The sequence below is a fragment of the Streptomyces sp. AC512_CC834 genome, assembly GCF_019049325.1.
In the GTDB taxonomy this organism is placed as follows: Bacteria; Actinomycetota; Actinomycetes; order Streptomycetales; family Streptomycetaceae; genus Streptomyces.
The window spans coordinates 684,941-705,074 of the sequence record NZ_JAGMUO010000065.1; the positions used below are offsets into that span (position 1 = coordinate 684,941).

17 protein-coding genes and 1 pseudogene are annotated in these 20,134 nt (G+C 72.1%); 10 read left to right on the forward strand and 8 right to left on the reverse strand.

Going from position 1 to position 20,134, the window contains the following annotated elements:
* Window position 1: 1 nt before the first annotated feature.
* From KUM40_RS25280 to KUM40_RS25300, 5 genes are read left to right on the forward strand one after another with little or no spacing between them, the layout of a single operon-like run.
* On the forward strand, window positions 2-1,309 hold the full coding sequence (locus KUM40_RS25280) for a hypothetical protein (RefSeq protein WP_374227416.1): 1,308 nt from the start codon (window positions 2-4) through the stop codon (window positions 1,307-1,309).
* Window positions 1,306-2,253, forward strand: coding sequence for a glycosyltransferase family 2 protein (locus tag KUM40_RS25285; protein ID WP_217168431.1), 948 nt, complete (start codon window positions 1,306-1,308; stop codon window positions 2,251-2,253). The genes KUM40_RS25280 and KUM40_RS25285 overlap by 4 nt, the downstream gene beginning before the upstream one ends.
* Entirely contained in the window at window positions 2,250-3,494 is a 1,245-nt protein-coding gene (locus KUM40_RS25290; RefSeq protein WP_217168432.1) for a polysaccharide pyruvyl transferase family protein, read from the forward strand. The genes KUM40_RS25285 and KUM40_RS25290 overlap by 4 nt, the downstream gene beginning before the upstream one ends.
* A complete protein-coding gene (locus tag KUM40_RS25295; RefSeq protein ID WP_217168433.1) occupies window positions 3,491-4,042 on the forward strand; it encodes a dTDP-4-dehydrorhamnose 3,5-epimerase family protein in 552 nt (183 codons plus the stop codon). Before KUM40_RS25290 ends, KUM40_RS25295 begins: the two co-directional genes overlap by 4 nt.
* Window positions 4,043-4,049: 7 nt before the next feature.
* Window positions 4,050-5,402: a glutamate-1-semialdehyde 2,1-aminomutase gene (locus tag KUM40_RS25300; RefSeq protein ID WP_217168434.1), complete on the forward strand. Its 1,353-nt coding sequence runs from the start codon at window positions 4,050-4,052 to the stop codon at window positions 5,400-5,402.
* Between the two features lie 7 nt (window positions 5,403-5,409).
* On the opposite strand, the gene KUM40_RS25305 is transcribed toward KUM40_RS25300, so the two are convergent.
* From KUM40_RS25305 to KUM40_RS25315, 3 genes are all read right to left on the reverse strand, one after another.
* Window positions 5,410-6,120 carry a phosphatase PAP2 family protein gene (locus KUM40_RS25305; RefSeq protein WP_254395540.1) on the reverse strand — a complete coding sequence of 237 codons (711 nt, stop codon included), beginning with the start codon at window positions 6,118-6,120 and terminating at the stop codon, window positions 5,410-5,412.
* Window positions 6,121-6,580: 460 nt separating this feature from the next.
* Window positions 6,581-7,768: a fumarylacetoacetate hydrolase family protein gene (locus tag KUM40_RS25310; protein WP_217168436.1), complete on the reverse strand. Its 1,188-nt coding sequence runs from the start codon at window positions 7,766-7,768 to the stop codon at window positions 6,581-6,583.
* Between the two features lie 47 nt (window positions 7,769-7,815).
* Window positions 7,816-9,552 (reverse strand): IlvD/Edd family dehydratase, encoded by a 1,737-nt coding sequence (locus KUM40_RS25315; RefSeq protein WP_217168437.1) that lies wholly within the window; start codon window positions 9,550-9,552, stop codon window positions 7,816-7,818.
* A gap of 104 nt (window positions 9,553-9,656) precedes the next feature.
* On the opposite strand from KUM40_RS25315, the gene KUM40_RS25320 reads away from it, so the two are divergent.
* From KUM40_RS25320 to KUM40_RS25340, 5 genes are all read left to right on the forward strand, one after another.
* Complete coding sequence (locus KUM40_RS25320) at window positions 9,657-10,415, forward strand: FadR/GntR family transcriptional regulator (RefSeq protein ID WP_217168438.1); 759 nt, start codon at window positions 9,657-9,659, stop codon at window positions 10,413-10,415.
* A 76-nt stretch (window positions 10,416-10,491) separates the two neighbouring features.
* Window positions 10,492-11,706, forward strand: a complete 1,215-nt coding sequence (locus KUM40_RS25325; RefSeq protein WP_217168439.1) for a metallophosphoesterase — start codon at window positions 10,492-10,494, stop codon at window positions 11,704-11,706.
* 121 nt (window positions 11,707-11,827) lie between these two features.
* Window positions 11,828-12,535 carry an N-acyl homoserine lactonase family protein gene (locus KUM40_RS25330; RefSeq protein ID WP_217168441.1) on the forward strand — a complete coding sequence of 236 codons (708 nt, stop codon included), beginning with the start codon at window positions 11,828-11,830 and terminating at the stop codon, window positions 12,533-12,535.
* A 251-nt stretch (window positions 12,536-12,786) separates the two neighbouring features.
* Window positions 12,787-13,029, forward strand: a complete 243-nt coding sequence (locus KUM40_RS25335; protein ID WP_217168442.1) for a hypothetical protein — start codon at window positions 12,787-12,789, stop codon at window positions 13,027-13,029.
* A 317-nt stretch (window positions 13,030-13,346) separates the two neighbouring features.
* A complete protein-coding gene (locus tag KUM40_RS25340) occupies window positions 13,347-14,771 on the forward strand; it encodes a GntP family permease (RefSeq protein WP_254395542.1) in 1,425 nt (474 codons plus the stop codon).
* Between the two features lie 173 nt (window positions 14,772-14,944).
* Here the strand turns inward: KUM40_RS25340 and KUM40_RS25345 are convergent.
* From KUM40_RS25345 to KUM40_RS25365, 5 genes and pseudogenes are all read right to left on the reverse strand, one after another.
* Window positions 14,945-15,276 (reverse strand): annotated as a pseudogene (locus tag KUM40_RS25345) (pirin family protein); the annotation flags it as partial.
* A 79-nt stretch (window positions 15,277-15,355) separates the two neighbouring features.
* A complete protein-coding gene (locus tag KUM40_RS25350) occupies window positions 15,356-16,765 on the reverse strand; it encodes an amidase (protein WP_254395543.1) in 1,410 nt (469 codons plus the stop codon).
* 14 nt (window positions 16,766-16,779) lie between these two features.
* On the reverse strand, window positions 16,780-18,033 hold the full coding sequence (locus tag KUM40_RS25355; protein WP_308401226.1) for an NADH:flavin oxidoreductase: 1,254 nt from the start codon (window positions 18,031-18,033) through the stop codon (window positions 16,780-16,782).
* Window positions 18,030-19,034 (reverse strand): ABC transporter ATP-binding protein, encoded by a 1,005-nt coding sequence (locus tag KUM40_RS25360; protein WP_217168444.1) that lies wholly within the window; start codon window positions 19,032-19,034, stop codon window positions 18,030-18,032. Before KUM40_RS25360 ends, KUM40_RS25355 begins: the two co-directional genes overlap by 4 nt.
* On the reverse strand, window positions 19,031-20,113 hold the full coding sequence (locus tag KUM40_RS25365) for an ABC transporter ATP-binding protein (RefSeq protein WP_217168597.1): 1,083 nt from the start codon (window positions 20,111-20,113) through the stop codon (window positions 19,031-19,033). The genes KUM40_RS25360 and KUM40_RS25365 overlap by 4 nt, the downstream gene beginning before the upstream one ends.
* Window positions 20,114-20,134: the final 21 nt, after the last annotated feature.

Sequence of the window (20,134 nt, forward strand, 5' to 3'; positions counted from 1 at the left end):
GATGACCACCGGGGAGGAGAAGAGGACGCCCGCGGCCGAGGCCGGTCGGGCCCCGCGGACCGGCACGCGGGGCATGGTCGGCAGGCTGTCCTGGGGGCTGGCCGACCAGGCGGCGTCCAGCCTGTCCAACTTCGTGGTGGGCATCTACGTGGCCCGCGAGCTGGGGCTGACCGCGTTCGGCGTGTTCAGTCTGGCGTGGGTGACCTACGGCGTGGTGCTCAGCGTCTCGCGCGGGCTGGCCACCGACCCGCTCGTGGTGCGCTTCAGCGGCGTGCCGGAATCGGCCTGGCGCGGTGCGGTGGCCCGGTCCTCGGGCACCGCCCTCGACGTCGGCGCCGCCATCGGCGCGGCGTGTCTGGTGGCCGGCCTGATGGTCGGCGGCCGGGTGGGGCCCGCGTTCGCCTGCCTCGGCGTCATGCTGCCGGGGCTGCTGCTGCAGGACGCGTGGCGGTACGCGTTCTTCGCCGCCGGCGCCGGTCGCAAGGCGTTCGTCAACGACGTCGTGTGGGGCGTCGCGCTCGTCCCGGCCATGGTGGTGGCGGCCCACGTCGGCACCGTGTCCGCCTTCGTGCTCGCCTGGGGCGGGTCCGCCGCGGTGGCCGCGGCGTACGGCTGCCTCCAGTCCGGCATCCGCCCCCGGCCGGGGGGAGCGCGCGAGTGGCTTCGTCGGCAGCGCGACCTCGGCTACCGGTACCTGGTCGAGAACGTCGGCGTCAGCGGCGCGGGCCAACTGCGGGCGTACGGGCTCGGCGTGATCGTCGGGGTCGGCGCGGTCGGTGTGGTGCGGGGCGCCGAGCTTCTGATGGGTCCGTTCCTCGCCGTGCTGATGGGGCTGTCGCTGGTCACCGTCGCGGAGTCGGCGCGGGTGCTGCGGCAGGCCCCGCACCGGCTGGGCCGGTTCTGCCTCCTGCTCGGCGGCGGGCAGGCCGTCGCCGCGCTGCTCTGGGGCGCGACGCTGCTGCTGGTGCCCGACCAACTGGGCGAGTTGGTGCTCGGCGACGTCTGGAGCGGTGCGTCGGAGCTCATCGTGCCGGTCACGCTGAGCGTCGCGGGCGCCGGCATCGGCACCGGCGCGGCGGCAGGGCTGCGCGCTCTCGCGGCGGCCCGGCGCAGCCTGCGCTGCCAGCTCTTCGCCTCCGTCTGCTACGTCGGCGGCGGGCTCGCCGGCGCGTTCTGGGGCGGCACGGTCGGCTCGGCCTGGGGCGCCGCCGCCGCGTCCCTGTGCGGCTCGGCCGCGTGGTGGCTGCACCTGCGGTCCGCCCTGCGCGAGCGCCACCACGAATCCATCCCCGAAGTGAGGAATCCATGACCCCCCACCCCCGGCTGAGCATCGGCCTGCCCGTCTACAACGGCGAGGAGTACCTCGCCGAGGCGTTCGACGCCCTGCTCGGCCAGACCTACGAGGACTTCGAACTGGTCGTCTCCGACAACGCCTCGGCCGACGGGACCCAGGACATCTGCCGCCGCTACGCCGCGCGGGACTCGCGCGTCCGGTACATCCGGCTGCCCCGGAACATCGGCGCCGCGCCCAACCACAACTACGTCTTCACCGAGTGCCGCGGCGAGCTGTTCAAGTGGGCCTCGCACGACGACCTGTACGCCCGGGACCTGCTGCGGCGCTGCGTCGAGGCGCTGGACGAGCGTCCCGACGTGGTCCTCGCGCACTCCGGCCAGGCGGTCATCGACGGCGACGGCAAGGTGAAGGTCCCCTACGAGTACGGGCTGGCCACCGACTCGCCGCACGCGCCGAAGCGCTTCCGCAGCCTGCTGTTCGAGCCCGGGGGCGACGACTTCTACGGGGTGATGCGGGCCGACATGCTGCGCCGGGTCAAGCCGCACGACAGCTACCACCACGCGGACCGCACGTTCGTCGCCGAGATCACCCTGCACGGGCCCTTCCACCAGGTGCCGGAGCTGCTGTACTTCCGCCGCGACCACCCCACCCGCGCCGAGCGGGCCAACCCGTCCAAACGCGCCCGGTGCGTCAATCTGGACCCGCGCCGGGCGGGCCCGCTGCACCCGACGCCCCGGCTGCTCGCCGAGTACGTCTGGGGCTTCGCCGCCGCGATCGGGCGGGCGCCGTTGTCCTCGGCCGACCGGCGCGCGTGCCACCGCCATCTGGCCGCGTGGATGACCAGCCGGGTCAGGCCGGGCGCCGGCGAGCGGGTCGAGGACCGCGCCCCGGTCGACCCGGACCGGCTCACCGTCTCCGTCGACGCCCTCGTCGCCGGCCGTGAAGGGAAGAACGCATGACGTCGGCGCACAAGACCCCGTTACGCATCGGGGTGTTCGGCCTGTTCGGCGCCGGCAACACCGGCAACGACGGGTCGCTCGAGGCCGTGCTCGACCACCTGCGCGCCGCGCACCCCGAGGCGGTGGTGGACGCGATGTGCGGCGGACCCGAGACGGTCGCGACCCGGTACGGGATCCCCACGACGCCGCTGAACTGGTACCGCGGGGAGTACCGCACCGCGTTGCGCGCCGGCGCGATCGCGGGCAAGGGCCTGGGCAAACTCGTCGACGCCGTCCGCACCGCCGCCTGGGTGCGCCGGCACGACGTGGTGATCGTGCCGGGCACGGGCGTCCTGGAGACCACGCTGCCACTGCGGCCGTGGGGCTTCCCGTACTCGCTGTTCCTGCTCTGCGCGAGCGGCCGCCTCCTCGGCACGCGGGTCGCGCTCGTCAGCGTCGGCGCCGGCCCGATCGGCAACCGGGCGACCCGGGTCCTGACGCGCTGGTCGACACGGCTGGCCGCGTACCGGTCGTACCGGGACACCCAGTCGCGCGACGCGATGCGGGCGATGGGGGTGGACACCGCACGGGACGAGGTCTACGCGGACCTCGTGTTCGCCCTGCCCGCACCGTCGGCGAGCGAGCCCACGGGCACGCCGGGGCCGGTCTGCGTCGGCGTCATGGACTTCCACGGGAACAACGACGAACGCGCCCGGGCCGAGGAGATCCACCGCCGCTACCTGGACGGGACGACCCGGTTCGTGCGCGCGCTGGCCGAGGAGGGCAGGCCCGTCCGGCTGCTCACCGGCGACGAACTCGACCGGCCGGTGGCCGACGCGATCGTCGACGCGGTGGACTCGCCGCTGGTCACCGTCGCCGAGGCCGCCTCGCTGGCCGAACTGATGAAGGAGACGGCGTGCGCCGACGCCGTAGTGGCGACCCGGTACCACAACCTGGTGTGCGCGCTGAAGGTCGGGACACCGACGCTCGCGCTCAGCTATTCGGCGAAGAGCGACGCGCTCATGGCCGAGATGGGTCTTGCCGCGTACTGCCACTCGGCGCGCGAGGCCGACGCCGACCGGCTGCTGGAGCGGTTCCGGGCGCTGGAGCGGCAGTCGGCCCCTTTACGCCGGACGCTCTCCGAGCGGAACCTGGCCGTCACCCGGTGCGTCGAACGCCAGTTCGCCGCCCTGGCCACGGCCCTGTTCCCGGCGACCGACCCGGACGGCACCCACGCACCCACCCGGCGGGAGACTCCATGAAAGTGACCGAAGTCCCGGAGATCTCCGGCGCGTACCTGTTCGAGCCGACTCCGTACTCTGACGAGCGCGGCTTCTTCTGCCGCACCTTCGACGCCGACGTGGTCCGCTCGGTGGGCCTCGACCCGGCCGCCTTCGTCCAGGACAGCCTCTCCCGCTCGGCCCGGGGCGTGCTGCGCGGCCTGCACCTGCGCTCCGGCGCCGGCGAGGCCAAGCTGGTGCGCTGCTCGTACGGCAAGGTCTTCGACGCGGTCGTGGACCTGCGGCCGCACTCGCCGACGTACCTGGGCCGGGGCTTGTTCGAACTGTCCGGCGAGACGCAGGCGACCCTGTACATCCCGGCGGGGTGCGCGCACGGCTTCCAGGCGCTGACGGACACCGCCGACACCTCGTACCGGATCGACCGCCCGCACGACCCGGCCGAGGACGTCACGATCGCCTTCGACGACCCGGACCTCGCCATCCCCTGGCCGCTGCCCGTCACGTCGGTGTCCCGGCGGGACCGGGAGGCGCCGAGCCTGGCCGAGGTCCTGAAGCACAAGGAGAGTTGAGACCGCCATGAACACGGAGGAGACCGAGGACACCGAGGACACCGGAGAGTTCGCTCTGCCCCGCTCCCGGGCGGCGAACGAGCGGCTGCACGCCCTGATCCCCGGCGGCGCGCACACCTACGCCAAGGGCGACGACCAGTACCCCGAGAACCTGGCCCCGGTCATCAGCCACGGCCGCGGTGCCCACGTCTGGGACGTGGACGGCAACCGCTACGTCGAGTACGGCTCCGGGCTGCGCTCGGTCAGCCTCGGCCACGCCCACCCGCGCGTGACCGAGGCGGTGCGCCGGGAACTCGACCGCGGCAGCAACTTCGTGCGGCCGTCCGTCGTGGAGCTCGAGGCCGCGGAACGCTTCCTGGCCACGGTGCCGACCGCCGAGATGGTGAAGTTCGCGAAGAACGGCTCCGACGCCACCACCGCCGCGGTGCGGCTCGCCCGCGCCGCCACCGGGCGCCCGCGGGTGGCCCTCTGCGCCGACCACCCCTTCTTCTCCGTGGACGACTGGTTCATCGGCACCACGCCGATGTCCGCCGGTGTTCCGGCGGCGACCACCGAGCTGACCCTGTCCTTCCCGTACGGCGACCTGACCGCCACGGAGGAACTGCTCACCCGGTACGAGGGCGAGGTCGCCTGCCTGATCCTCGAACCCGCCGCCCACACCGAGCCGCCGCCCGGGTACCTCACGGGCCTGCGCGAGCTGGCCGACCGGCACGGCTGCGTCCTGGTCTTCGACGAGATGATCACCGGCTTCCGCTGGTCCGAGGCGGGCGCCCAGGGCCTGTACGGCGTCGTCCCCGACCTCTCCACGTTCGGCAAGGCGCTGGGCAACGGGTTCGCCGTCTCCGCGCTGGCCGGGCGCCGCGATCTGATGGAGCGGGGCGGGCTGCGTCACTCGGGCGAGCGGGTGTTCCTGCTGTCCACCACGCACGGTGCGGAGACGCATTCCCTGGCGGCCGCGATGGCCGTGCAGGCCCTCTACGTCGAAGAGGGCGTCACCGCGCGGCTGCACGCCCTCGGGGAGCGGTTGGCCGCCGGTGTCCGTGACGCCGCGGCCGGCATGGGCGTCGCCGACCACGTCGTCGTCCGGGGCCGGGCCAGCAACCTGGTCTTCGCCACCCTCGACGAGAACCGGCGGCCGTCGCAGCAGTACCGCACCCTCTTCCTGCGCCGGCTTCTCGCGGGCGGGGTGCTCGCCCCGTCGTTCGTGGTGAGCAGCGCGCTCAGCGACGCCGACATCGACCACACCGTCGACGTGGTGGCCCAGGCGTGTGCGGTGTACCGGAAGGCACTGGACGCCGGTGACCCCACGCCCTGGGTGGGCGGGCGGCCGGTGAAGCCGGTGTTCCGCCGCACGGCGTGACACGACGTCAGCGACGCTCCCGCTGACCGGTGCCGGCCGTCCGCCCGGTTGCCCGCTCGGCGCCCCGGTCGCGAATCCGGTCGGCGATCCGGTCGCCGATCCGGTCGACCAGCCGGGCGGTCACCGGTAGCACCGCCAGCGCGGTGCAGAATCCGCCGACGGCGTCGGTCGGATAGTGCGCGTCCATGACGACCTGCGCCCACCCCATGGCTGCGCCGGCGACCAGCGCGGTGGTGAGCACCAGCAGCGTGCCGGCCGCCGCGCCGAGGCGGAGACGGCCGGCCACGAGCAGCGCCACCGCGAGGGCGATCGCGGTGAGGAAGGCGGTGTGCCCGCTCGGGTAGGACAGGTTCCCGTCGTGGATGGTGCGTCCCACCAGGGGCTTGAGGAGAGTCGTCGTCCCCACGGTGAGGCCGGCGCCGGCGACGACGAGTACCGCCCCGCGAGGACACCGGAGCAGCACGCAGCCCGTCACGAGGGCCCCGACGAGCAGCGCCGCTCCTAGGGGCTCCCCCAGGAAGTTCGTGGCCGTGGCGACGTGCCACCACTGCGTCCCCGGCGCCTCCACCGCCTCCCGGATCCGCGTGTCCATCGCGCCGGGCCCGCCGGCGCCGGCGTACCGGATCCCCAGCACGACGACCACCAGCGCGGCGAGGGCCGCGACCGGTTCGAGCCACCCGCGCAGCCGTGCGGGCAGCACCGCGCCACCCGCTCCCATGTGCCCCAAATCGCCTGCACCCCGCATGAGTAATCCGGCACGAGGCGGGATCAGCCCCGTCGGCCGCCCCCGTCCACACCCCACCCCCGACGCTCCGGTGGACACCAGGAATTTTAGCGGGCGGTCAGCTCCGCTCCGAAGTCTCTTCGCCGAGTCTCGCCGTTGAGGCGCGTACCACGAGTTCGGTGGCGAGCTCACGGTGGTCAGTGGCGCCGGGCAACCCGGTCTCGTAAGTGGGTCGGTCCGCCCAGATGGGCGACGCGGCGGTGGCCCAGGGAGAGCAGGTGCTCGGTCGCCGACGTGGCTGTAGAGAACACCCCCGAGATCTTCGTCTGAAACGATCCGGCCCTTTCCGTCACCGCGAGAGTCGACGCCCTGATCGACGCGATGCCCCTTCAGGAGAAGACCGCCCAGTTGTACGGAGTGCGGGTCGGCGCCTGTGTGTCACGGTCCCGGCCGGTCACAGCACGCCGCGCCGAGCGAGGCTGCGCATGAGCGCTCGTACGCCGAACGTCCACGGCGCGGCCTGCTCGCTGGGGACGACGGTGTTGACCAGGGCGCCGAGTCGCGGGCTGGAGATCCGCACGACGTCGCCGTAGGCGTGGGTGAAGCCCGCACCGGGAGTCCGCCGGTCCTCGGTGGGGGCGAACAGTGTTCCGGTGAACAACACGAAGCCGTCGGGGTATTGATGGTGCCGACCGTGGATGGCGGCCACCAGGTCCAGAACGTCGCGGCTGATCTCGCGCATGGAACTGCTGCCGTGCAGTACGTAGCCGTCCGTGCCGTCGATCCGCAGCTCGATGTCGAGCCCGCGTACGGTGTCGAGGTCGAAGCCGTCGTCGAACAGGCGGATGAACGGGCCGATCGCGCATGAGGCGTTGTTGTCCTTCGCACGGGACAGCAGCAGGGCGCTGCGTCCCTCGATGTCGCGGAGGTTGACGTCGTTGCCGAGCGTCGCGCCGCGTACCCTGCCGCGCGAGTCCACGACGAGGACGATCTCGGGCTCAGGGTTGTTCCACACCGAGGCGCCGAGCACTCCGATGTCGGCCCCGGTACCGACCGCGGACAGGACCGGGGCCTTGGTGAAGACTTCCGGGTCCGGCCCGATCCCGACCTCCAGGTACTGCGACCACAGCCCTTCGGAGACGAGCAGTTCCCTGGCCCTGTCGGCTTCCGGTGATCCGGGACGGATGCCGTCGAGCGTGCCGCCCACCGCCTGCCCGACGCGGGCACGCACGCGCGCGGCCTGCGCCGGATCGCCGCCCGTGCGCTCCTCGATGACGCGTTCCAGCAGACTCCGGGCGAAGGTGACGCCCGCGGCCTTGATCACCTGCAGGTCGACTGGGGCGAGCAGATGGGGAACGTCTCGGCGGCCCGTCGGTGCCTCGAGCAGTTCGTCCAGGCGCCAGACATGACCTCCGTCGGCCTCGCGGACGACCGTCGCGGCGTCGTCGCGTTCCATGAGGTCACAGACGGTGGGTGCGACGGCCGTCAGGTCGACGACGTGCTCTCCGCGGACCGCGGCCACACACGGTCCGTCCCCTCGCGGGTTGTGGACGCGCGCGACGAGGGCGGCTCGGTCGGCGTCCGCCGGCAGGACGGAGCCGGTGGTGAGGATCGGACGAGGGCACGGTGCCTGCGATGCCACGATCGTTGCTCTCCCGGATTCGAGGGGTGCGGTCGCCCGGTGCGGGCTCAGTGGGAGTCGCGGGGGACCTCGTGTCCACGGCTTCCGCGCAGGAATCCGAAGTCGGCGCCCTGGTCGGCCTGTTCCACATTCTGCGTGTAGAGCCAGGTGTAGCCGCCGGTGTACCGCTCGGCGGGTGCCTTCCATGCCTGCCGGCGTCGCGTCAGCTCGGCGTCGTCCACGTCCATGGTCAGGGTGCGGTTCGGGACGTCGAGGACGACGGGGTCCCCGTCGCGCACCAGGGCGAGAGGTCCGCCGACCGCGGCCTCGGGCGCCGCGTGCAGGACCACCGTCCCGTACCCGGTCCCACTCATCCGGCCGTCGCAGACGCGCACCATGTCCTTGACGCCGGCCTTCAGCAGCTTGGCGGGCAGCGGGACGTTGGAGACCTCGGGCATGCCGGGGTAGCCCTTGGGGCCGGCGTTGCGGATGACGATGACGGTGTTCTCGTCGATGTCGAGTTCCGGGTCGTCGGCCACCTCGTGATACGCCTCGGGGGAGTCGAAGACGCGCGCGGGGCCGCGGTGGGTGAGCAGGTGCGGTGACGCGGCGGACTGCTTGATCACGGCGCCGTCGGGGCACAGGTTGCCGCGGAGGACGGCGATGCCGGTGCCGGCCGGCTGGAAGGGGGCGTCGAGGCGGGTGATGACGTCGGAGTCGACGCGTTCGGCGTGCGCGGTGTTCTCGGCGACGGTGCGTCCGGTGACCGTGAGCTGTTCGCCGTGCAGCAGCTCGCCGCCGAGCAGCTCGGCAAGGACGGCGGGCAGGCCACCCGCGTAGCAGAAGTCCTCCATGAGGTATGTGCCGCTGGGCATCAGGTTGACCAGGGTCGGCACCGTGCGGACCAGGTCGTCGAAGTCCTGCAGCCGCAACTCGACGCCGACGCGTCCGGCGATGGCGGTGAGGTGGATGACGGCGTTCGTGGAGCCGCCGATGGCCGCGTTGACGCGGACGGCGTTCTCGAACGCCGCCCGGGTCAGGATCTGCGAGGGCCGCAGCTCCTCCTCCACCATCCCTACGATGCGCTGCCCCGCCGCCTGCGCGGTTTCCATCCGCCGGGAGTCGACCGCGGGCCAGGCCGCCGAGCCCGGCAACTGCATACCGAGCGCCTCGGCCATGCAGGCCATCGTCGAGGCGGTCCCCATCGTCATGCAGTGCCCGTGGGAACGGGCCATACACCCTTCCGCGAAGAAGCACTCCTCCTCGGTCATCCGGCCGGTCTTCAGGTCCTCCTCGAACTTCCACACGTGGGTGCCGGATCCCACGTCCCGGCCCCGGTACTTGCCGTTGAGCATCGGCCCGCCGGTGACCATGACGGCGGGCAGGTCGACGCTGGCGGCGCCCATGAGCATGGCAGGGGTCGTCTTGTCGCAGCCGGACAGCAGCACGACACCGTCGAGCGGATTGGCCCGGATCAGCTCCTCGACCTCCATGGCCATGAGGTTGCGGTACAGCATGGCGGTGGGGCGCATCAGGGTCTCGCCGGTGGCCATGGTGGGAAACGCGAGCGGTAGGCCGCCCGCCTGCCACACGCCGCGCTTGACGGCTTCGGCGACGTGTGTCAGATGGGCGTTGCACGGGGCGAGTTCGGAGGCACTGGTCGCGATGCCGATGACGGGACGCCCGTCGAACACCTCGTGCCCGAATCCCTGGTTGCGCATCCAGGAGCGGTACACCATCCCGCTGCGGCCCTGTGCGCCGAACCATTCCTGGCTGCGGCGGCTCGCCTTCCGACCGTCGGTCATGCGCTCACTCCCGTGGCTCTGGCGTCGTCCGCTTCGCGGTGGGCGTTGTCGGGTGAGACCCCGCAGGCCGCACCCTGTGACACAATCATTAAATGATTCGATGAATGGCGTCCAGGGGGCGAGCAGAGATCGTGGTGCACTTCCCGACCACGCACCAGCGCGTGGTCGACGAGCTCGGGCGACGCATCGTGGGTGGCGCGTGGGAGCCGGGGGATCCGTTGCCGGTCGAGGACGCGCTCGCGGCGGAGATCGGCGTCAGCCGGGGGGTGTTGCGGGAGGCGGTCAAGGCACTGGTGGCCAAGGGAATGCTGCGCGTACGCCCGCGCACCGGCACGCGCGTGGTGCCTCCGGAGGACTGGAACCACCTGGACCGCGACGTACTGCGCTGGAAACAGGCCGGGGACGCCCCGGCACTGCTGCGCGACACGGGTGAACTGCGCCGGATCGTCGAGCCCGAGGCGGCCCGGCTCGCCGCCGACCGGGCCGGGCCCGACGACGTACGAGCCCTGTACGCGGCCCTGGCGGCCATGGAGGCCGCGGCGGCGGAACCCGGCCGCAGCGGCTACGTCGAGGCCGACACCGCCTTCCACCGGGCCCTGCTCGACGCAAGCGGAAACCGTCTCCTCGGCTCACTGGGCCGCGCCGTCGACATCGCGCTGGAACACAGCTTCCTCGTCAGCACCCAGACCCCGGGCGCGGTGGAAGCCTCACTGCCGGGTCACCGCGCCGTCGTGCAGGCCGTCGAGGCCCGCGACCCCGCGGCCGCGGCGGCCGCCGTACTGGCCGTCATCGAAGCCGCCGAGGAAGAGATCGCCCGGTCACCCGGAATGCCGAGCGATGCCGTACGACCTGTCCGGCCGTGACCAGGCCTGGGCAGCGGCGTCCCGAGGGCGACCGGATACAGTGCGCGCGAGGGCAGCCTGGTCCGGGAGGGGAAGCGTGACCGACATCAGCAACAACCGACCCGACGAAGGCGAAGCGCGAGCACCGCGGCCGAGTCGACTGCATCGCCTGATGCGCTTCATCCCCCTGATCGCCCCCGTCCTGCTGTGGGCCGTGCCCTGCTGGGTGCTGCTGCACGCCGGGCAGCACTGGCCGCTGCCCGTGACGTTGGCCGGCACCGCAGTGTTCGCCCTCGGCCTCGTCGGTATGCCGCTCGCGATGGTGCGCGGTCACGGCCGACGCCAGCAGGACCGGGCGGCGATCATCGGTGACACCCTGCTGGGCACCGGCTGGGTTCTGTTCACCTGGTCCGCCCTGCTCGGCGTCCTCTTGCGGCTCGCCCTGACCGTGGCCGGCGTCGGCGAGGGCCAGGACCGGGCCCGAATCGTCACCTGGGCCGTCCTCGGCACAGCCGCCGTACTGCTCGCCTGGGGGTACGCGGAGGCCCGCCGCGTGCCACGCGTACGGCGACTCGACGTGCAACTCCCACGACTGGGTGCCGGGCTGGACGGCCTCCGCGTCGTTCTCGTCACCGACACCCATTACGGCCCGCTGGATCGCGCTCGCTGGTCGGCGCGGGTGTGCGAGACGGTGAACACCTTGGAGGCCGACCTGGTCTGCCACGCCGGCGACATCGCGGACGGCACGGCCGAGCGTCGCCGCGCGCAGGCCACCCCCCTCGGGGCCGTGCGGGCGACCCGTGCCCGTGTGTACGTCACCGGCAACCACGAGTACTACAGCGAGGCCCAGGGCTGGGTCGACCTGATGGACGAGCTGGGCTGGGAGCCGCTGCGCAACCGCCATGTGCTGCTCGAGCGCGGCGGCGACACCCTCGTGGTCGCCGGCGTGGACGACGTCACCGCCGAGTCCTCCGGCCTGCCGGGCCACCGCGCCCACCTCGCCGGAGCCCTGCACGGCGCCGACCCCGACCTGCCCGTCCTGCTCCTGGCACACCAGCCCAAGTTCGTCGACCGGGCGGCAGCCGCCGGCATCGACCTCCAGCTCTCCGGCCACACCCACGGCGGCCAGATCTGGCCCTTCCACCACCTGGTCCGCCTCGACCAGCCCGCCCTCGCCGGTCTCAGCCACCACGGCATCCGCACCCTCCTCTACACCAGCCGTGGCACCGGCTTCTGGGGCCCTCCGTTCCGCGTCTTCGCGCCCAGCGAGATCACCCTGCTCGTACTCCGCTCGCCGCACCCGCCGTGTTGAGACAGGCACCTGGAGCACGTATGGAAAAGTGTGGCCCGTGGCTGCGAGATTGCGAGTGACAACCGTAAACGCAGGGCCCTTCACGATGCCGAAGGAAGGCCTCCTGTACGGGGCGAGCGGCATGATCACTGTGCCTTCGACAGTGGCCGTCATCGAGCACGCCGTGCACGGGCTGATCCTCTTCGATACGGGTATCAACCATCGTGTGGCTGACCCGGAGACCGCGGACCGTTACTGGGGCGCCGGGCTTCGGGCGGCGTACGGCGCTCAGGGATTCACCCGGGAGCATGCCATCGACGCGCAGTTGGATCGCCTCGGACACCGCCTGTCCGACGTCAAGTACGTGATCTACTCCCACCTCCATCTCGACCACGCCGGCGGGATGAGCTACTTCCCGGATGCCGTGCACGTGGTCCAGCACGACGAACTGCGTCACGCCTGGTGGCCGGACCGCTGGACGGCCCGGGGCTACGCGTTCAACGACTACCGGGACACACGGTCCTACAACTTCCTCGAACTGGCCGGAGACACCGACCTGTTCCTGGACGGCACCCTGACCGTGGTCCGCACGGCAGGCCATACGCCCGGCCACCAGGGAATCATCCTCGACCTCGACCACCAGGAACGAATCGCCTTCATGGGCGACGCCGCCCACCTGCAAGAAGGACTGGACGGAAACGTGCCGATGGTCAGCGACTGGAACGTCCAGGAGAAGCTGCTCACCTACGGTCGACTCCGCGCGCTGGGCCGGGCAGGTGTCCGGACGTTCCTTTCCCACGATCCCAGCCACTTCGCCGCCCTGCCGCACGACGGCGTCCTCTGGGACTGATCGGCCACACCCATGGTGTGACTCCGGTTCTCTCCGACCGAGAGATCACAGCCACCGGGGTGACCCCGCACGCGTCGGCCGGAACACAACGCACGACCTCGTGGTTGAGCCGTGAACCGTGCGACGCGACCCGTTCCGTTTCGGCCCGAGGGCCGGACCGCCACCCTCTCGGGGTGACGCAGCAGCCCTAGTCCGAAGCGCGGCGGCCCGCGAGCGGCGGTCCCAAGCCCGCCGCTCGCAACCGGGTCGCCGTGGCGACCGCGGTCCCGGCGGAGAACGTCCACCTCGTCGAGCGGGCGGCGCGGGAGGGCGCGGACCTGGCCGCAGTCCTCGGTGTCCTGACCTGGCATCTGACGGAGTCGGCGGCCTTCATCAGTCTGCTGCACGCAGACGGGGCGGGCAGCGGTTCCGCGCCCCCCGGGTACGCCTTGGCGCCGTCCCGGCGGGTCGAGCGGGCGTTGCGCGGACAGACGAAGACGACCAGGAGCCGGTGAAGACCACCGTCTGACCACTCACACGGCCCGGCTCCTGAGGCGGCCCGCGCTCTCGGCGTCCTGGTCGGCGACGGCGAGCAGGCTTCGACAATCAAGGTTAAGTATGACTTTTAAATAACGAGCCCTTGAATACGTCGTACATATGGGTTTGAGTGTGCAGCGGCACCGAGGCCGACGACGACAGAGAGGGGCAAGGATGTCCGCTCCCACGTGGTGGACGTCGCGGATGCCCCGCATGTCCCGCTCAACTCGCCACGCAGTCGTTCCGGGCCGCACCCGGATGCGGAACCATCTGGAGAATTCAATGGAGTGTTCTCATGGAAGCAATTGAGCCGGCGTACAGCACGACGGTGATGCTGCTGATCGCAGCGGGCGCCGTCGCCCTTCTCCTGTTCCTGATCATGAAGGTGAAGCTGCACGCCTTCGTGTCCCTGGTCGCCGTGAGCGTGCTGACGGCCATCGCCGTCGGCTTCCCGCTCGCCGATGTCCCCGACGCCCTGATGTTCGGCTTCGCCGACACGATCGGATCGGTCGCGCTGCTCGTCGCCTTCGGCGTGATGCTGGGCCGGCTGTTGGAGGTCACCGGCGGCGCCCAGGTGCTCGCCGACAGCCTGATCAGCCGGTTCGGCGAGAAGAGAGCCCCGCTCGCGCTGGGTGTCGCCGCCCTGCTGTTCGGCTTCCCGATCTTCTTCGACGCGGGTCTTGTCGTCTTCCTGCCGATCATCCTGACCGTCGCCCGCCGCTTCGGCGGCTCGCTCCTCCTGTACGCCCTGCCGGCCGCCGGCGCCTTCGCCGCGATGCACGCGATGACCCCGCCGCACCCCGGCCCGGTCGCCGCCGCCGAGGTACTCGGCGGCAACATCGGCGTCACGATGCTGGTCGGCATCCCGATCGGCGTGCTCGCCTGGTACGTCGGCGTCATGCTGGTCTCCCGCTTCATCGGCGCCCGCGTCTTCGTATCCGTACCGGACGTCATCTTCGGCGAGGTGAAGGACAGCCACGGCAAGAGCGCCGGGGACGCCGAGTCGGGAAGCAGCGAGAGCTCGCCCGCCCACCGTCCACCGTCGTTCGGCACCGTCCTCCTGCTGCTCCTCGTGCCGCTCGTCCTGATCTCGTTCGACACCGTCCTGGACACCCTCGTCACGGCCGGAGCGCTCGACGAGGGTCAGGGCTGGGCCAACTTCCTGGGCCTCCTCGGCAACACGCCGGTGGCGCTCATGATCACCGTGCTTCTCTCGATCGCCGTCCTCGGACGCTCCCTGGGCTCGATGAAGCAGGTCACCAAGACCCTCGACGAATCGCTCGGCCCGATCTGCTCGATCATCCTGATCACCGGCGCGGGCGGAATGTTCGGCGGCGTCCTGGAACTGAGCGGCATCGGCGCCGCGCTGAGCGGATCGCTCTCCGACCTCGGCATCTCGCTGATCTTCCAGGCGTTCATCATCGCCACCCTGCTGCGTGTCGCCCAGGGTTCGGCGACGGTCGCTCTGACCACCGCCTCCGGTCTGATCGCCGCCGCGGTCGCCGACGCCAACCTGGGTGACTTCCAGATCGCCCTGCTGGTCGTCGCCATCGCGGCGGGTGCCACGGTGCTGTCGCACGTCAACGACTCGGGCTTCTGGCTGGTCAGCCGCTTCTTCGGGATGGACGAGAAGACCACCCTGAAGACGTGGACCGTGGTGGAGACGACCCTCGGACTCTCGGCCTTCGCGGTCGCCGCCGCTCTGTGGGCGGTCGTTTGACCCGCCCCGCGTTACCTCGGCCGCACATACGCAGGACCACGGGACCGGCGCTCCGCACCACACGGGGAGCACCGGTCCCTTGGCGCGCGACGCGAGCCGGGCATGTCGTCACTACTCGAAGAACTTGGTGTTGCCCCACCAGCTGAACGTCCCGGGGACCTGGCGTCGCGAGAGAGCCAAGACCCGTCGTACCCCTTCACCTCGCCAAATCTCGCCCCTTCCGTCCAGTCCCTGCGTGCCTGTTCGATCCGTCGCGGCCGCAGCCGAGGTAGAGCATGGAGCCCGGCACCAGGGGCACGCCGTCGACGTGGGCCTCGCCGCTCATGGCCAGTACGGCGTACTCGAAGTCCCGTTCCAGCGGGAGGCGTACGTCCGTGCCGCCGGTCAGGGTCAGGTCGGCGCCGACGATCGGCGTGTACATCGCGCCGGGCGAGGTGGCGGTGTCGAGGGTGCCGAGGAGCACGGTGGCCGCCAGACCGGGTGCCGTGGCGTGCGGCAGCCCGGCGCCGACGGGAAGGGCCCGGCTGCTCGTCGGCCGCCGGCACCTTCCCACACGCGCGCGATCCGCCGACACCGGCCGGTCCTCAGCGGGCCGCCTGTTCCAGTTGCGCCGCCAGGGCGAGCAGCGTGCCCTCGCCGCCGAGCGGCCCGGCGAACTGGACGCCGAGCGGCAGCCCCTGACCGTCGTGGCCGAAGAAGGGGACGGACATCGCGGGCATCCCGGTGACGTTGTAGACGCTGGTGAAGGCGGAGTAGACGGAGGCGTGCCGGTAGATCGACTCCGGGTTCGCCGTGTCGAGGGTGCCGAGCGGCGGCGTCGGCTGCGCGAGCGTCGGACTGAGCAGCAGGTCGACCTCGTTGAACGCGGCACCGACCGCCCAGCCGATCTCCTGCACGCGGCGCAGCGCACGGCTGACGTCGGCGGCGGGAAGAGCGCGGTAGGTCTCGTATATGACGCGGGTGAAGGGTTCGATGTCGTCGTCGGCCAGGGGCCGGCCGAGCCGCTCCAGCCGGGCGTCGATCTGGGCGACCACGTCGGCGCCCATCAGCACGGCGGAGGTGACGGCGACGTCGGCCGGCCGGTAGCGGGCGGTGGTCTCGACGACCTCGTGCCCCAGGCGTTCGCACAGCTCGGCCGCGGAGTGCACCGCCCGCGCGCACTCGGCGTGCACCTGCGGACCGTCCGGCAGCGCGGTGACCAGGCCGATCCGCAGCCGCCCCGGATCGCGCCGCGCCAGTTCCGCGAAGGGCCCGGCCGGCTGCGGTGCTGCGTAGGCGTCGCCGAGCAGCGGGCCGGCGGCGACGTCCAGGAGCAGGGCGCTGTCCCGGACGGTCGTGGTGAGGGCGTGGTGTCCGGAGACGAGGCCCGACAGGGTGGTGGGCCGGGGCGCGGGCGAGACGCGGCCGCGGCTGGGCTTGAGGCCGAACAGCCCGCAGGCCGCCGCCGGGATGCGGATCGAGCCGCCGCCGTCGCTGGCGTGCGCGACCGGGACCATGCCGGCCGCCACCGCTGCCGCCGAGCCCCCGCTGGAGCCGCCGGGCGAGTACGCGTGGTTCCACGGGTTGCGGGTCGGCCCGTTCAGGGCCGGTTCGGTGGAGGCGTTGAGGCCCAGTTCGGGGGTGTTGGTGGTGCCGAGGACCACGGCGCCGGCCCGGCGGTAGCGGGCGACCAGTTCGCTGTCGCGGCGGGCCGTGACCTGGCTGAACAGGCGGCTGCCGCCGGTCGCGGGCAGTCCCTCGACCTCGGTGCCGAGGTCCTTGACGAGTATGGGTACGCCGTGCAGCGGACCGTCGGGCAGCCCCGCTACGACCTCGGCACGGGCGGCCTCGAACCTGGTGTGGATCACCGCGTTGAGCTCGGGGTCGAGCTTCTCGATGCGGGCGATCGCCTGCTCGGTGACGGTACGTGCGTCGGTCTCGCCGTTCCTGACGGCGGCGGCCGTGGCGACCGCGTCGGGCCGGTTCCCGGCGTCCATGCCTGCTGCTTCGCTCATGCCTCCCACTCCCCTCACGCCACGTATCCGGCCGGCTTGCCCCAGGTGTCGCGTCGGGTGGTGTCGCGGTCGACCAGGACGCAGCGGGTGCCGGTGAAGTTGGTGGGCATGCATTTGTTGCAGTGGATGCACAGCGAGGGTGTGGTGGCGTCCTCCCGCATGCGGTTGACCAGGTCGGGCTCCCGCAGCAGGGCGCGGGCCATGGCGACGAACTGGAAGCCCTCGCTCATGGCGCGGTCCATGACGGGCTTTTCGGTGATGCCGCCGAGCAGGATCATCGGCAGTTTCACGGCGGCCCGGATCTGCCGGGCGTCCTCGAGGAGGAAGGCGTCCCGGTAGGGGTAGCTGTGCAGGAAGCGGTTGCCGACCAGCTTCACGCCGAGCTTCATCGGCTGCGGCATGATCTCGGCGAACTCCCTGAGCGGGGCGTCGCCCTTGAAGAGGTACATCGGGTTGAGCAGGGAGCTGCCGGCGGTCATCTCCAGAGCGTCGACGGTGCCGTCCTGTTCGAGCCACTGCACCACGGGGATGGCCTCGTCGAGCCAGAAGCCGCCGGGCACTCCGTCGTCCATGTTCATCTTGGCGATGACCGCGATGCGCCCGCCGACCGCGTCGTACACCGCCCGCATGACCTCCCGGGCCAGCCGGGCACGGTTGGCCAGGCTGCCGCCGTAGGCGTCGGTGCGGCGGTTGATGCGCGGGCTGAGGAAGGAGCTGGCCAGGTAGTTGTGGCCCAGGTGCACCTCGACGGCGTCGAAGCCCGCCTCGACGGCGCGGCGCGCGGCCTCGGCGTGCGCCTCGGTGATGCGCCGGATGTCGTCGAGGGACGCCTCCTGGGCGAAGCTCAGGGTCGTGGCGTGGAAGTGACGGGACGGCGAGAGGGCGGGCGCGCCGTTGCCCTTGGGGTTGGCGACCGGGCCGCCGTGCCCGATCTGCGCCGAGATCGCGGCGCCCTCGGCGTGCACGGCGTCGGTGAGGACGCGCAGGCCCGGCATCGCCTCGTCGGTCCAGTAGATCTGGTGGCGGTCGGTGCGGCCCTCCTTGGCGACCGCGCAGTAGGCGACGGTGGTCATGCCGACGCCGCCGCGGGCGTAGCCGACGTGGAAGTCGACGAGGTCCTTGGTGACGAGGGACTTGTGGCTGAGCCCTTCGTAGGTCGCGGCCTTGATGACGCGGTTGCGCAGTTCGAGCGGGCCCAGCTTGGCGGGGGCCAGGACGTCGGGGGCGGCGGGCTCTTCGGAGGCGGCGGGGGTCTGGGGGGCGGTCACGGGTGGTTCCTCCTGGGTTCGGCGTGGTGGCAGGCGATCCGGTGGCCGGGGCGGATCTCGCGCTGGGCGGGTTCCTCGGCGGCGCACCGTTCGGTGGCCAGTGGGCAGCGCGTACGGAAGCGGCAGCCCGACGGGGGGTTCAGGGGTGAGGGCAGTTCGGCGGACTGCCCCCCGGCGGCGGACTCGGCGGTCCCGGGGGTGCCGGAGCCGAGCTGGGCCTCGGGGAGGGAGGCGAGCAGCAGCCGGGTGTAGGGGTGCGTGGCCTCGTGCTGCATGCCGTCGGAGGGCAGCACCTCGCAGACCTTGCCGAGGTACATGACCATGACGCGGTCGCTGATGTTCTTCACCACGGACACGTCGTGGGCGATGAAGACCATGCTCAGGGAACGCCGCCGGGTCGTCGTCTCCAGGAGGTTGAGGATCTGCGCCTGCACGGACACGTCCAGGCTGGAGACGGGTTCGTCGCAGATCAGCACCTCGGGGTCGAGCATGAGGGCGCGGGCGATGCAGACGCGCTGGCACTGGCCGCCGGACAGTTCGTGCGGCCGGCGCTCCCGTACGGTCGCGGGGTCGAGGCCGACGTCGCGCAGGGCGGCGTCGACGCGGGCGTCCTTGTCGCGGGTGTCGTCACCGGGTCCCCAGATCGCCCGGCCCTCCCACACCAGGTCCTTGACCCGGCGGCGCGGGTTCAGGGCGGAGACGGGGTCCTGCATGATGATCTGCATCCGGGCGCGGGCGCGCCGCAGTTCGCGCGGGGCGAGGCCGGTGAGGGTGGCGTCGCCGAGGCGGACGGTGCCCGAGTCGGGGGGCGGCAGTTGGATCAGGGAGCGCCCGACGGTGGACTTTCCGCAGCCCGACTCGCCGAGGATGCCGAGGGTTTCACCGGCCGCGACCTCCAGCGAGACACCGGAGACGGCGTGCACCTTCTGTCCGCGTCCGGCCGGGAACTCCACGACGAGGTCGGCGGCCGTCAGTGCGGGGATGTCCCGGGTGGTGGTCATACGGCGGCCTCCTCGGCGGCGCCCAGCGGGTGGTGGCAGGCGACCAGGCCGCCGGCGCCGCGGTCACCGGCGTCGCGGTCACCGGCGTAGGCGGTAAGGCGCGGGGACTCGGTGGTGCAGCGGTCGGTGGCCGAGGCGCAGCGCGGGGCGAAGCGGCATCCGGTGGGCGGGTGCAGCAGGTTGGGCGGTCGGCCCTCGATGGCGGGCAGCAGGGTGTGCGGGGGCAGGTCCAGGCGCGGGATGGAGGCGATCAGGGCGCTGCTGTAGGGGTGGCGGGGGCGGTCGAAGACGGCGGCGGTGTCCGCGTACTCGACCAGGCGGCCCGCGTACATGACCGCGACGCGGTCGGTGCGGCCGGCGACGGTGGCGAGGTCGTGGCTGATGAGGACGGTCGCCATGCGCAGTTCCTCGGCGAGCGAGGCCAGCAGGTCCAGGATCTGCTTCTGCACGGTGACGTCGAGCGCGGTGGTGGGTTCGTCGGCGATGAGCAGCCGGGGTCCGCAGGCCAGGGCCATGGCGATGACGACGCGCTGGCGCATGCCGCCGGACAGTTCGTGCGGGTACTGGCCGGCCCGCCTGGCGGGTTCGGGGATGCCGACCTGGCGGAGCAGGCCGACGGCCCGGTCCTTGGCGTCGGCGCGGCTCAGGCCGAGGTGCAGCCGGAGGCTCTCGGACAGGTGGACGCCGACCTTCTTGACCGGGTTGAGGGAGGTCATCGGGTCCTGGAAGACCATGGCGACCTCGGTGCCCCACAGGGCGCGCCGTCCGGCGGGGGTGAGGGCGTGGACGTCCTTGCCGCCGATCAGGACCGTGCCGGACACGGTGGTGCCGGGGCCGTCGGTGATCAGGCCCATGAGGGTGCGGCCGAGCACGGACTTGCCGGATCCCGACTCGCCGACGATACCGAGGGTCTCGCCCTCGGCGAGGGTGAGGGAGACGCCGTCGACGGCCCCCACCGAGCCGTGGGGCGTGTGGAAGGCGGTGCGTACGTCGGTGGCGTCGAGCAGCGGGGGTGCGCCGGCGCCGGTGGTGGGGGCCGGTGGGGTGGTCGCGGCTTCGGCCTGGTGCTCCGGAGTCAGGGTCTTGCGCTCCGGGGTGCC